Origin of the sequence: Microcoleus sp. K4-B3, assembly GCF_036704615.1 — a bacterium.
Taxonomy (GTDB): Bacteria; Cyanobacteriota; Cyanobacteriia; order Cyanobacteriales; family Microcoleaceae; genus Microcoleus.
On sequence record NZ_JAUBSF010000037.1, the window covers coordinates 42,901 to 56,379 of the forward strand.

11 protein-coding genes are annotated in these 13,479 nt (G+C 46.1%); 4 read left to right on the forward strand and 7 right to left on the reverse strand.

Translation table 11 applies throughout. From position 1 onward, the window contains the following. The first annotated feature begins 29 nt into the window (after positions 1-29). Complete coding sequence (gene ilvC / locus QUA78_RS17130) at positions 30-1,187, forward strand: ketol-acid reductoisomerase (protein ID WP_445302453.1); 1,158 nt, start codon at positions 30-32, stop codon at positions 1,185-1,187. A 965-nt stretch (positions 1,188-2,152) separates the two neighbouring features. Here the strand turns inward: ilvC and QUA78_RS17135 are convergent. Continuing rightward, positions 2,153-3,814: an alpha/beta hydrolase gene (locus QUA78_RS17135; protein ID WP_333306750.1), complete on the reverse strand. Its 1,662-nt coding sequence runs from the start codon at positions 3,812-3,814 to the stop codon at positions 2,153-2,155. Positions 3,815-4,547: 733 nt separating this feature from the next. After that, positions 4,548-5,945 carry an amidase gene (locus tag QUA78_RS17140; RefSeq protein ID WP_333306748.1) on the reverse strand — a complete coding sequence of 466 codons (1,398 nt, stop codon included), beginning with the start codon at positions 5,943-5,945 and terminating at the stop codon, positions 4,548-4,550. Between the two features lie 306 nt (positions 5,946-6,251). Between QUA78_RS17140 and QUA78_RS17145 the strand changes: the two genes are divergently transcribed. Together QUA78_RS17145 and QUA78_RS17150 are read left to right on the forward strand one after the other, a co-directional pair. Continuing rightward, complete coding sequence (locus QUA78_RS17145) at positions 6,252-7,517, forward strand: type IV pilus twitching motility protein PilT (RefSeq protein ID WP_333398931.1); 1,266 nt, start codon at positions 6,252-6,254, stop codon at positions 7,515-7,517. A gap of 61 nt (positions 7,518-7,578) precedes the next feature. Beyond that, on the forward strand, positions 7,579-8,379 hold the full coding sequence (locus QUA78_RS17150) for a circadian clock KaiB family protein (RefSeq protein ID WP_333398928.1): 801 nt from the start codon (positions 7,579-7,581) through the stop codon (positions 8,377-8,379). A 610-nt stretch (positions 8,380-8,989) separates the two neighbouring features. Here the strand turns inward: QUA78_RS17150 and QUA78_RS17155 are convergent. Together QUA78_RS17155 and QUA78_RS17160 are read right to left on the reverse strand one after the other, a co-directional pair. Continuing rightward, a complete protein-coding gene (locus QUA78_RS17155) occupies positions 8,990-9,433 on the reverse strand; it encodes a BP74-related protein (protein WP_333306633.1) in 444 nt (147 codons plus the stop codon). Between the two features lie 771 nt (positions 9,434-10,204). Then, complete coding sequence (locus tag QUA78_RS17160) at positions 10,205-11,845, reverse strand: thioredoxin-like domain-containing protein (RefSeq protein ID WP_333306631.1); 1,641 nt, start codon at positions 11,843-11,845, stop codon at positions 10,205-10,207. A gap of 320 nt (positions 11,846-12,165) precedes the next feature. Between QUA78_RS17160 and QUA78_RS17165 the strand changes: the two genes are divergently transcribed. After that, complete coding sequence (locus QUA78_RS17165; RefSeq protein ID WP_333306629.1) at positions 12,166-12,312, forward strand: hypothetical protein; 147 nt, start codon at positions 12,166-12,168, stop codon at positions 12,310-12,312. On the opposite strand, the gene QUA78_RS32910 is transcribed toward QUA78_RS17165, so the two are convergent. The 3 genes from QUA78_RS32910 to QUA78_RS17175 all read right to left on the reverse strand — a co-directional run. Then, positions 12,246-12,509, reverse strand: a complete 264-nt coding sequence (locus QUA78_RS32910) for a transposase (protein WP_445302417.1) — start codon at positions 12,507-12,509, stop codon at positions 12,246-12,248. The two genes, QUA78_RS17165 and QUA78_RS32910, sit on opposite strands and share 67 nt — an antisense overlap. Positions 12,510-12,519: 10 nt before the next feature. Further along, positions 12,520-12,957 carry a hypothetical protein gene (locus QUA78_RS17170; protein ID WP_333306627.1) on the reverse strand — a complete coding sequence of 146 codons (438 nt, stop codon included), beginning with the start codon at positions 12,955-12,957 and terminating at the stop codon, positions 12,520-12,522. Positions 12,958-13,160: 203 nt separating this feature from the next. Then, positions 13,161-13,479: transposase family protein (locus QUA78_RS17175; RefSeq protein ID WP_333398929.1), on the reverse strand; the 319-nt coding region annotated here is incomplete at its 5' end.

The window sequence follows — 13,479 nt, forward strand, 5'->3', positions numbered from 1 at the left end:
AAAGCACAGCACGCTATTGACAATTATATTTGACTCCGCGACAAACCCTGCTAAATTCAGGGCGATCGCCCTTTATTTTCCCCCGCCAAAATCTTAATCTGAAAAATTCTGCAAAAAAAGTACCCTACTTTGATAAAATGAGAGTTTTGCAGTCAATCACCCAATTTGCATCTCAGGAGACAAGCACTATGGCCCGTATGTATTACGACACCGACGCGAACCTAGACCTCTTAGCCAACAAAACGATTGCTATCATCGGCTACGGTTCCCAAGGACACGCCCACGCCCTCAACCTCAAAGACAGTGGCATGAATGTCGTTGTCGGTTTGTATCCCGGTAGCAAATCTGCCGCCAAAGCAACCGACGCGGGTTTAACAGTTCACCCCGTAGACAAAGCAGCCGCCGCCGCTGACTTCATCATGATTTTATTGCCCGATGAAGTTCAAAAAACTATTTACAAAGAACAAATCGAACCGAACCTTTCAGAAGGAAATGTTTTAGCATTTGCTCACGGTTTTAACATTCACTTCGGCCAAGTTGTTCCCCCTGCCAATGTAGACGTAGTAATGGTTGCCCCCAAAGGCCCCGGACACTTGGTGCGGCGGACTTACGAACAAGGGGAAGGCGTTCCGAGTTTGTTTGCAGTATATCAAGATGCTTCCGGTCAAGCGCGCGATCGGGCAATGGCCTATGCTAAAGGTATCGGCGGCACCAGAGCCGGCATCCTGGAAACGACTTTCCGCGAAGAAACAGAAACGGATCTTTTTGGCGAACAAGTAGTTTTGTGCGGCGGTTTGAGCGCATTAATTAAAGCTGGATTTGAAACTTTAGTTGACGCCGGATACCAACCGGAATTAGCTTATTTTGAATGTTTGCACGAAGTTAAACTTATCGTTGACTTAGTAGTAGAAGGAGGCCTCGCCAAAATGCGCGACAGCATCTCCAATACCGCAGAATACGGCGATTTAACTCGCGGCCCCCGCATCGTCACGGATCAAACCCGCGCCGAAATGCGCAAAATTCTCAGCGAAATTCAATCCGGCCAATTTGCCCGCGAATTCGTTCTCGAAAACCAAGCCGGCAAACCGGGATTTACCTCCATGCGCCGTCAGGAAGCAGAACATCCTATTGAAGAAGTTGGTAAAGATTTGCGAGCTATGTTTAGCTGGTTGAAAAAGCACGCTTAATCAATTTTAGATTTGAGGAAAAATCTAAAACAGTCCTGGAAGCAGAACCTAATTATGTAAGGTGTGGACTGCGCACCTTACCGGTTGGAGGAAAATCTCAAATCTCAAGTTTAATCGATTAAAGATTAGAGAGTGGATAAAAAATCTCTAATCTTTAATCCAAAATCTCAAATCCTACTGTTGGGCGAAGCGAAGCGTAGGGTTCGCTTCGCTTAACTCAACCTACAAGAAAATGGCTAGGTATTGTTAGAGAAACCGGGTTTCTCGTTAGTAGATCAAAACTATCTACTGGGACTAGGGCTTTTTTCCAAGTTCTCAATCTCCTTATCCCTTTGCTTGTTTGAATCTTGCGGCTTCAGCCATGATGGCCACAACCCGACGAAGAACTTTCGACTTGCCACGCTAGTATCTCTTACAGGTTTGGGGAGAAAAGTTAAACTGTCACCGTAAAGGGTAAACAGCGCTATAAACAGAAGCAACAGCGGGATAAAATTTTTTTTAGGCATGGCAGTTTGGGAGTAGAGTTTGTGAAAGCGCTTTGTTATATTTTGCCCTTGCACGGACAAAAAATATCAGAAACAGCTTAAGAAGAAACATACACCCTGGGTCTAAGCGGCGGCGCACACAAAAGGAAAGGCTGCTAGGTCGCAATACGAAATCCGGCTTAAATATTTCCTTTATTTATTAGTCCGCAGAGAGGGACGACAGGCAAGCGCAGAGTGCGATTTCAATCGCCGAATCTTATAAAGGGGTTTTTAGTGCGGATTGGTATAAGGTGGGCGTTGCCCACCCTAAATATACATATGCAAGTGTAATCCCTGTTAAAAAACCAGGTTTATCCGTCTTAGTACAAGTCTTAACCCTTAGTTATTAGCTAATGACTAATGACTAATAACTAATGACTAATGACTAATGACTAATGACTAATGACTAATGACTAATGACTAATGACTAATGACTAATGACTACTTATTCCCTTGAATAAAAGTTTGCACGACTGCATTAATTTCCGGGGAAATTTCTGTTACCAGCCGCACTGGGATTGCCGGTGTGGAAGCCAATTGCGCGTATTCTGATGTTAGAAAAACTGCATATTTGTCAGCTTCTGCCGTTAGTTGAGCGGCCGTAGCCAAACTTACAGCTTTAATATAATTGCGTATGCTAACAGCTTGGTCGCCGACAAGTTCATCGCCGGTAATTTCTGTGCTCGGTCTGCGAACTTGGTCTAAAGTTGTACTCGGATCTTTGACGCTTAAGTGGGTTCCTCCTACAAAACCGACTAGCCATTTAGGAGATGGAATTTTCGGAAAGCCGGCAATTTGTTCGGCTAAAGCGGGAGTTGTTTTGTCGGCAGAAGATGCTACTATTAAAATGGGAATTTGAATTGCACTTAAACCCGTTTCTCCAAATAATAATGATGCGATCGGATTCATGGCGATCGCCCTTTTAATCCTTGCATCCCGCAATTGATACCGTTCTGCAGGCAATGCGGCCGCCGCGCACTGAATGCCTTCGCCCAAGCTGAACCCAATCAAATCCCCCTGACACCTTTGTTTGAGTCCGCTCAATTGCAGTTCGGCACCGGCCAAGGACAAGGCTGTAGCGCCGCCGAAAGAATAGCCAATTATTACCGATCGGTCGATCGCGATTTTCCCCTGCAAATTATCATCAGTTTGGTTCAATTTTGTCAGTTCGTCGAGCACAAAACTGATGTCTTTGGGACGGTCTAAAAACTCTTGAGGAGCTAGCAAGGGAGACTTACCCGCGATCGCAGCATTAGTGTTCGTTTCATTGCTTCCCGGATGTTCTAAAGCTGCGACCACATAGCCGTGAGACGCCAAATGCTCGGCTAAGTAGCGCAAATCCGTGCGCACAGAACCCAAACCGTGAGAAAAGACGATCGTCGGTTTGTCGGCTGTCGCAGCTCTCGACCAGTAGACATCAACCGGAATGTGCCGATTGCGGGCGCTATCGTTCAAATCTAGCGCCCGTACCCGCACGCAATTAGGGCCGCGCTGGCTCGGGTCGAAAGGCAGGTTCAGGGCAGGTTTAACCGCTGCTAACTGAGGTGCGATCGCCGTCATAAACCGCTGAGTTTGCCAAAAACTTACGTTCAAATTTCCCAAAACTGCGAAAGCTCGATCGAGATCCACCACTAAGCGATCGCTGGGATAAGATTCAATGAAACTCAATACCGATAAGCCTTCCGGGGCTTTCGCTCCCATTACCAGAGCCGTTCGCAGCGCTTCCACACCGGCACCGTCGCGCCTGGGTATAACTGTAGTCAAATCCGTCAGGATGGCAGTGCCGATGCCCGTATTTAGCAAGTTGCTCAGGCCGACTACATTTAGGGGAATTTTTGCTTGCAGTGCTCGAAAGACTTGACTCCGCTGTTCGGAGGACAGGAGATTGGCGTAAGCTTGCAGTTTTTCGGGGACTTTTCGTGTTTCTGCGAGTTCGCGCAAATCTGCAACCGATATTGACAATTCTAAAATACCTTTGCGGACAACAACAACCGTTTCTGCCGGTTTTACAGTAGATGTCACAGCACTGAAAGTGCCCATCGCGATCGAACCCAAAACACTCGCCACCGAAGAAAACCATCTGAAAGCTGGTCTGATGCTCATTTTTACCTTATTGAACTAGAGGAGATATATCACCATATTCTCAAAATTTTCCCCTATGCCGAGAAATTGTCTAGCTTGAGGCGCGATCGTCAAGGCCTCTGGGCATATTTACTTGCCGATGCCCATTCCGCACCTCACGGCCCTTCTCTTGTGGGTGCTAATGATGATGAGGAGTTGAATGATTTTTTAATCGGCAGGCGGAGAAATACCAACTTCGGGAGTCAAAAGAGCTATCGGCTCTTAACTGTCAGGTTTTCTTTGTTGGGTGCATCCTCTTCTGTTAGAACTTCACAACCATCCACAGTGAATAATTTTCCTACTTTTACTCTAAAAATTTAGTTGCAATTTTGGCACTTAATATTAGTAAATGCCATACTATCTTCCAGGTTTTCCTCATTTAGTATGGCATTTTATCGCGAAAAATTAAGTATACTAACCGTCCTGGCGCTTGCTACAAGATAAAGTTTTACCCTAAATATTGGCAGCGAACAGCTACCTGTTTTCCGATAAAAAAATCAAACGCATCTATCCATCTCAAGACGTATTATGGAAAATTTGCAGCGGGTAATTGGTAATAAGTAGGACTTGTCGGGAGCAACCCGGTTTCTTCGTAAAATATGGGTTTGCTGACGAGAATTATCTGAAAAAAATCCGGTTTTTACTTCTCCGTGTACAAGTCCTGATTTGGAATACCCATAAAAAAGGTAAACGTGCTTTTATTCCTTGCTCTTCCCTATTTAAAATCTAAAACCGGGAAAGGTTTCGCCACTTCCATCTGCGCCGCTAAAGCAATTAAAGTTGCTTCCGCCGCCGGCCGCCCGATAATTTGAATTCCCACGGGCAAACCGTTGTTATCTACAATAGCAGGAAGTGCGATCGCAGGCAAACCGCTAGCATTAAACGGCGGACAAGGAGCAATCCAATTAACAATCCGCTGCAAAGTTTCTTCACAACTCAAATCAGCCCACTCCCCAACCCGGATTGGCGAGTGCATATAAGTCGGCAAAACTAACACATCAAATTTTTCAAAGAATCCTACAATCCGCCGTGAAATAACCTGCATTTGATTCACCGCCCGCAAATATTCCCCAGCCGAAATAGTTCTTTCCAACAGCCAGCGATTCATGGGTTCCAAAGCAGGGCCTGGAATGCCGCTTGCCGCCGCCCCCGACTGCCAAATTGCGGTAAACGGTTCGATTAAACCCGTAAAATCCGGGCATCCAGGTTCCACATCGTGACCCAAATCTGTTAGTAACTTGACGGTTTCGAGTACCGCTTGCTGACAGATAGCCGCAGCCTCGCCCACAGGGGAAATAGTGGTAGAAAAAGCGATTCGCAGTTTGCCCAACTTTTGACGGGAAGCCTCTAGAAACGTCGGATTTGAATCGGGTAGCCAGTACGGATCGCCTGTTGTGTAGCCTGACATCACGTCCAAAAGTGCGGCGGCGTCAGCTACAGTGCGCGCCAGTGGGCCGTTGGCAGAAATGCCGCTGAGGTAATCTCCGACAGGTGCCCAGGAAACTCGCCCCCGCGACGGTTTAATGCCCACTAAACCGCAGCAGGAAGCCGGGCCTCGAATCGAACCGCCGCCGTCTGAACCTTGGGCGATCGCGCACAAACCCGCTGCTACAGCGGCTGCTGAGCCTCCGCTGGAACCTCCCGGCGTATAGTCTAAATTCCAGGGATTGCGCGCCGGTGGGAAACCTTCTGGTTCGGTGTAAGGTAATGAGCCAATTTGAGAGGTTGCTGTTTTCCCCAGAATGTTAAATCCCGCTGCTTTGATCCGCCATACTACTGACTCGTCGTAGGCAGAGATGTTACCCAGCAAAGCCTGAGTGCCGTAGGTACAGGGAACGCCGGTAACGGGTGTCAAGTCTTTAATGGCGATCGGCACTCCGAAAAAAGGTGGCAATTCCTGTGACTTGTTTAACCGAGCTAGTTGTTCGGTTTGAGATTTAGCCAGGGCGATCGCCCGATCGGCCGTTACTGTAAAATAACTGCCCAGCTCAGGGTTTAATCGCTCAATCCGTTCCAAGTACAGATTGACAATTTCTAAAGGCGACACTTCCAGGGTGCGGATCGACTCCGCCAACTCCAGAGCTGGAGTAAAAGCCAGATCGACAGAATTCATCGGTTTAAGTCCTTAACAGTTAGCCAAAGTATTAATTTATACTGCCGGGGTGCGGAGAACTCTTTCCCTTTAAAAAAATTATCCAAAAAGGTAGAAAATCCATATTTGCTCGTATATCGAGAGCGCTCGCATCCTCCAATTGGCAGAAGATTTCCTTAGTAGTGCAGCAGTAGAACCCCCTCTTAGGATAGACTGAGTAGAACAGTCAAGCTTTTGTGCAAGACCCGCACAATGGCGATCGGCATTGTCCAACTCCCACAAATCATCTGTTCGAGTCAGCCTTCTCACCAACTTAAGGTAGCGCATATGACACAACAGCATCCGCCAGCTCCTCGCCCGCCCGTACCCGGAGCTCCCCCACTGCCAGGAATGCCCCGCCCTCCAGCTCCCGGGATGCCCCCCAGAGCAGCAGGAATGCCGCCAGCACCCCCGCCCGCACCAGCACCAGCACCGCCGCCCGCACCAGCGCCCCAATCCTTCGCCACACCTAAAGGCCCAATCTCCAGCGGCGGAGTTCCGACTTTGAAAGAGCTAGTCATCCGAGCCAAAGAAGAAGGAGTATCCGACCTTCACCTCGGAGTAAACGAAGTTCCCCGCTTCCGCACGCGGGGCGAGATTGCCGACATAGGCTATCCACCAACAGATTTAGATACGTTTTTTGGGTGGTTGCGCGAGTGCATGAGCGATGAAGAAATTGAAATTTTCCAAAAAACCCTAGACTTTGACGGCGCTTTCGACTTCGGGTTCGTCCGCATTCGGATCAGTTGCATGGACTCCTTGGCCGGCCCGGCGATGGTACTGCGGCTAATTCCTGCCAAAATATTGACAATGGAGGAATTGAAACTGCCGGAGGTCTTTAAGAAAATATGCGGCTACCACAAAGGGCTGATTTTGGTGACGGGCCCGACAGGTTCGGGTAAGTCTACCACCTTGGCCGCGATGATCGACTACATCAATAAGAATAAAGCCTACAACATCATCACGATCGAAGACCCGGTAGAATTCGTACACGAAAGCAAAAAATCCTTGATCAAGCACCGGGAAGTCGGCAGGCACACCCTCAAGTTTATGAGCGCTCTCAAAGGCGCTCTGCGACAAGACCCGGATATGCTGCTAGTAGGAGAAATTCGGGACAGAGAGACGGTGGAAATCGCCCTCAAAGCCTCTCAAACCGGTCACTTAGTTGCAGGAACCCTGCACACCAACAGTGCGGTTAAGACCCTGAACCGGATTCTGGATATGTTCGGGGCGGAAGAACAGGATGCCATACGGGTTTCAATTTCCGAATCCCTCGTGGCGATTATTGCTCAACTGCTGTGCAAAACCACAGACGGGAAGCGGGCTGCTTTCCACGACGTTATGATCAATACCGACGTGGTTAAGGAATACATTCTGAAGGGGCAGAATGAGGAAATCAATCAAATTATGATCAAAGATACTTATGAAGGCATGACGACGATGAATAAGTCGCTCTACGGCCTTTATCAAGAAGGTCGGATTACTGAAGAACTTTGTGTAGAGAACTCGCCGTTCCCGAACGAAATGGCTCAGATGCTTCGAGGTCGAGTCTAAAGGTGGAGTGTTAACAGTTAACAGTTAACTGTTAACTGTTAACTTTAATTGGTGTACTGATTTGAAAGTCGATCGCCCGATTTTGCCGGAATTTTTCAAAGGCATTGCGCTGTTTACACCAGGGGGAGACTTAATCTATTGCATAGACCCCCGCAAGCAAACTCGGTGGCACTTGCAGTTGTGCGTAGCTCTACAGGAGATCCTCGGTTTGTCGGAACCGCCGCATTTTCTGATACCTTGCTACACGGCAACCGTTGACTGCTGGCTCGATCCAGGCGATCGACAGGTGCGGGTTGCTGCCGAGGCTTACCCCCCCGTGCTGCGACATCAAATGCTGCTGAATGCCATTTTTGGGACTGGCGACTTAGTGTGGCACGCTCGGAACGAAGAAATGTGCGAACCGATGGCGGTCGCTACTTATCACCAACAATTCCCTGAACTTTGGGAAAATCACGACTTAGTTGTACAGTATGCCAGCCCCGAAGCTCGATCGGACCGGATCACTTCGATAGTACCTGCCTGGTGCTTGCCGCAATCGCAGCAGACTCCGCTTCCCAAACCAACAGCACTCACCCCACCGCCACAAACTCAAGGTTATGTTTTGCGTCTGTTTGTTTCCGGCAGCAACCCCAGCACCGAACGCACCCTCGAAACTTTACACCTGTTCTTAGAGCAATGCCTCGATCGTCCCTACACTTTAAAAGTAATTGATGTGTTGAAACATCCCGAACAAGCTGAGGCAGATCAGATTTCAGCAACTCCTACTTTGATTAAAATCTGGCCGAAACCCGTGCGACGAATTGTCGGCGAATTGAACGATGATGAAAAAATAGTACGGCTGCTGAGCTATTCCGAATTTTAGATTTGGGCGATGATTTTTGGGATTATTTAATACTGGCGATCGCGGGTTGACTCACCATTGAATTAACAACATAGGACTTAGGCACGATCGTTTAGAAACCAGTTTTTTTTACGAAAAGACGCGTTGTAGACCGCAGATTCGGTAAAAAACCCGGTTTCTGGGCCACGATGCGATTTAGGCAGTCCTGGACGGACGCTTCCCAAAAAAACCCGGTTTCTCGTTGTCGCGATCGAGCGTATAAGCTAATCCGCATTTAAATTGTATGGTAAAAGAAACTTTCACTCTTGTGGAGCGGGCAGGAGATCCGCCCTCAACATACAATTTAAATGCAGTACAGCTTATGACCCAATTACCTGAAGAAACCGGTTTTTTGCGTCCATGACTGTTAGGTTAACTTACTTTGCTGAAAAATTTCGGTAAGGTGCGCCAATACGTATATCCTTCCAAAATTCAGAAGTAGCACAACTGAAGGGAGAAGTTTCTCGACTTAAAGAGGAACTGGATACGGCACAAAAAGTGATTGCTGACTTACATCAGCAAAACCAGGCTCTTCGACAAAAGGTGTTAACTCCAGAAAAATGCGATCGCTTTTTGAATGCAAGTTTTCGGGTTACTGAATTTCCTTGACTAGCCGTGAACTCCAAGGACACCAAAAAGCACCTGGTAAAAATGCTCCACCCGCTTCATCAAGGTGGTCTTCGAGGTACGTAGTTGTAGAATCACAAACTTCTATCGCCATGTTAAAGAAGCCGATAGTCGCTGGATCTAATTGATAGCTCCATTTTGAATTGTAGGGAGCAGGTCTTTTTATGATTCTTCCCATTACATGGGTTGCATCTTTCTCGGTTCCATTGAGTATATTCCGGGCTTGTTGGATCTTAGTCTCGTCAGTGAGTTCAATAACGAATTGACTAGAGGCGTAGTCCTCAAAGACAAATCTAGCAGGTGCAGCCGCGTATGATGGAGCACTAAAGCTGATACCCAGCATACCAACAAGAGCCAATACAGTTAGTCCTCGACGTATCAGAGAAGTTAGTTTTTGAAATAGATTCATGGTAAAGACCTCTTTACTTGCCAAAACAAATCTTACCACTGTGGTGCACTTATTATTACTGCACCTCACATTCCGCACCCTCAACTGTCACATTGACTGAAAAGAGCTTGAAATGGTTACTAAGTAAGGGTTTTATGTTTTTACAAGCAAATCTCTTTATCAAGCAGTTATTCTCAATAGCTAACAATTATTAAGAATAAATTGGAGGACTGATTCGTACAACCCCCATTTTTTTGTTCCCAAAAAACAGTGTGCCAGTTCAGGGTGCCGAATGTGGGTTAGAAACCGGGTTTTTTTAGGAAAAGACGCGTTGTAGACCGCAGATTCGGTAAAAAACCCGGTTTCTGCGCCCCGATGCAAATTAGACCCACTTTCGGCACTTTCAACTGTCACAATCGGTTTTTGCGGAATTTTGTGAACCCAAATGGTCACTTTTTATACACAGGAGTGGTAATTGGACTGGCGCTCGCCAGTTCAATTTCGCCAAACTCCGACAATTCGTAGTGTGACACTTGGCTGGTGCGGAATGTGGGTTTAGGCAGTCCTGGACGCAGGCTTCCCAAAAAAACCCGGTTTTTCGTTGTCGCGATCGAGCATATATCACCAAATTACCTGAAGAAACCGGGTTTTTGCGTCCAGGACTGTTAGGTTAACTTACTTTGCTGAACAATTTCGGTAAGGTGCGCCGAAGAGCACCCTACCTTACCGCAATCAATCTGGCAATTAGGATAATTGAGAACCCTGGCTAATGGGAAAAAGGTCGATATCGGCTCAATCAGGAAGACAAACATCAGGAGCGCACAAACTGGGGAAATCCAAAGTTGTGACTTCCAGCGTATCCAACTCAACTCGCCGAATCACATGATTGTTCGTATCAGCAACAAACAAGTGAGCCCCGATAGCGCTCAACCCTGAAGGTTCAAAAAATCGAGCATCGAGACCCCTAGCGTCAACCAAACCTGCTGTACCATCTCCAATCATTGTTCTACACGTACCGCCCCGGTGGTCGATCCGCTTAATTTTGTGATTGTAAGTATCAGCAACCCAGAGGTAATTTTGAGCGTATTCAACACCCAAACAGTGCTGCAACCTGACCTCATCAGCGCGACCATCTTTATCCCCAAAACCAAACAATTCACCGCTACCGCAAACAGTACGCACCTTCGGGTCTTCATCAATACCCACAGCGCGAATCGAACTAATTTCGCTGTCAGCAACAAACAACTCCGATCGATCCGTAGCGAGACCGCTGGGCTGAGAAAAAGCAGATTCTGCAAGATTCCCGTCAACACAGGATTCTCGACCAATACCCGCATAAGTGCCGATCGTACCAGTGTCTAATTGCATTTCCCAAATTTGGTGCGAACCCGCCATAGCAATAAAAAGTCTATTTCCCACTCTTTCTAAATCCCAAGGCGAGTTCAATTTGGTTTCTAAACCCTTGCCGCTGCCCGGTGCAATTTCGTGACTTTGTTCGCCGGTACCAGCAACAGTTTCCACTCGTTGAGTCGTAAAATCAATCTTTCTGAGAGCATGATTTTCCGTATCAGCAACATAAAGAATTTGACTTTCTGCATCAAAAGCCATACCTTGAGGTGCAAAAAACTCCGCCTCTTCAAAGCCCCCATCAGTTAAACCGGGTTTGCCGGTACCGATGACGTGCAGCACTTCACCTTCGATGGTGCTGACAACAATCCTATTGTGTCCAGAATCGGCAATAAATAAGCAAGAACCGACTAAGTTTTGTATGACTGAATTAGCAGGCCCGGGTAATACAGTTTCATTTACATATTCATTTTCCTCAGTCATTTCGCCCAACAGCGCGACCTGTGGGTGAAGCTGTTTTGCCTCCGTTGCAGCGATCGCAAATGCCAGCACTTTACCGGGAAAAGCCAGCGGTGTTGATACAGGTTTGCGCTGTTTTTCTAAGCTAAAACGGAGTTCTTTAAAGTTGAGTGCATTTTTATCTTTGTATTCAGCAATTAACTTGCCAACTAACTCGTCAAGTGCTTCTCTATTGCCTTCGCCGGAAACAAAGCCAACGACATAACTTTCTGGATCGATCACCATTAAAGTCGGCCAAGCGCGAACCGCGTAGCTTTGCCAAACTTTCATACCGCTGTCTACAATTACTGGATGTTCGATATCGTAGCGGAGGATAGCTTGGCGGATGTTTTCTACTTCTTTTTCGTTTTCAAATTTAGCCGAGTGAACGCCGATAACCGTGAGGGAATCTTTATATTTTTGTTCGAGGTATTTTAAGTCGGGCAGGACGTGCAAGCAATTGATGCAGCAGTACGTCCAGAAGTCGAGGAGGACGACGCGCCCTTTTAAGGATTCAATGGATAAAGGTTTCTCGGTGTTTAGCCAGGGGTAGTTTCCGGGGAATTCTGGTGCTCTGACGCGAGGCATGGCATCTCCTTGGTAGGGCCTGAATATTTTTTCACTTCTTTAATTTAGCGGGAAGTTTGGCAGGATGGGGAAAAGTGGAGGTTAAACGAGGGCTTGTGGTACAGGTCGGAGTGCCTGTACCACAACAGGGGGGCGAGAGGTGCGATCGGGCTTCATTGTCCTTGTTGCGTATAAATACTCAAAAAATTCCTGTGTAATTAACATCTAAAAATCTTAGCCAAGATGCTTGACATTCCTGGATGGCAAGCTTAATACCATTTTTTAAAAGATGTGATAGAGATAAAGAATGTAAAATCCAAGACCATCCGGTGAGAAAACCAATGACACTTTCGGTGAAAGATACCAAAATTTCCTGGACTTTTGTGCGGAGTTCGTCAAGATTACTAAACACCGACCAAGCTCAAAAATCTTTGAGATATTCCCACACTCTTTCTGTGGGATTTACTTCTGGACAAGCCGGAGGCTGAAATAGTAAAATGATCTTGTCTGGTAATTCAGATGAGCTTAAATTATGAGCGGGTGCGTTATCTACTTGAATGATGTGTAATTCATGAGGATATTGTATTGAAAAAAGTTGTAAATATGCTTCAAAACAAACTTTGTCTAAATGCGAAAACTCCCAAAAGAAACTTTTTCCCGTAGCGCTCGATACTGCCCCATACAGCCAAAAAAACTCAAATTTCCATTGATGCTTTCCGGGCGGGCTTTACGCCTGAAAGCGTCAGCTTACGCCGACGAATTGTCTGCAGCCCTATCCGCGTTTCATCACTACACCAATAAGTGACTTTTTTATATTTGTTTACTTGAGGTAAAGCTTTGTCTAGTAAAGCTTTTATCTGTTGATGTAAGTTATTTTTAAATTCATTAATTGCCGTAGATTTCTGAGAAATACTGCGAGGTCTTGGAATTTTTAATTTACTTTTCAATTCACCTCTAACCAAAGAATATACAGCCGGGTAACTACTGGCTATTCCTTTAATCAACCAGAGCCAAAGATGAACTTCTTTATAACTCTGAAATCCTTCAGGGTCTCTCAACTCTTGTTGCAAGGTCGCTGCTATTTCAACTGAGAACTTTTTTGGGCGACCGAAAACCTGCCTATTTTTTAACAAATTTTCCAGACCGCCCTTTCTATATTAGACATCTCCGAAAACAATCAAAGCCTTTGTGTAGTTAAGCTCCTTGACGTAAATGTAATCATCCTAAATTAGCTAGCGTGCACGATAAAACAAGACTTTGAGATATTTATTGTTGATAATTATCTCGAAATATTGAGCGCTCTGTGTTGATTTTAATCTGACGATTGCCTAGCTTTTTATAAGGGTAATATTAGCGCTCCTATTCGCAACCTTACTATTCCACAAATTGTTAAAATTACTTGCTCATATTTTTGGGGATTTAATCTAAATCTTTCTTGGGCAACTCGAAATATCTTGACCGATCTAATTCGATGTTCCACAAAATTTAGGCGAGCAGAAAACGCTTTATTTTGTTCTTTTTGTTCTGTTGTTAATTCTCGTTTCCGGGGTTTTTTAATGGGAGTTGTTATTAAATCTGCTCCAACGTAAGCTTTATCTCCCTTAAATCTTTGTTGAGGCTCAAACTCGGAGCGATATTCTCGGAATAAGGTTATA

Excerpts from the sequence above, each read along its gene's own strand:
- QUA78_RS17135 (WP_333306750.1), bottom strand. The coding sequence starts at position 3,814 with ATGAGCATCAGACCAGCTTTCAGATGGTTTTCTTCGGTGGCGAGTGTT.
- QUA78_RS17140 (WP_333306748.1), bottom strand. The coding sequence starts at position 5,945 with ATGAATTCTGTCGATCTGGCTTTTACTCCAGCTCTGGAGTTGGCGGAG.
- QUA78_RS17145 (WP_333398931.1), top strand. The coding sequence starts at position 6,252 with ATGACACAACAGCATCCGCCAGCTCCTCGCCCGCCCGTACCCGGAGCT.
- QUA78_RS17155 (WP_333306633.1), bottom strand. The coding sequence starts at position 9,433 with ATGAATCTATTTCAAAAACTAACTTCTCTGATACGTCGAGGACTAACT.
- QUA78_RS17160 (WP_333306631.1), bottom strand. The coding sequence starts at position 11,845 with ATGCCTCGCGTCAGAGCACCAGAATTCCCCGGAAACTACCCCTGGCTA.
- QUA78_RS17165 (WP_333306629.1), top strand. The coding sequence starts at position 12,166 with ATGACACTTTCGGTGAAAGATACCAAAATTTCCTGGACTTTTGTGCGG.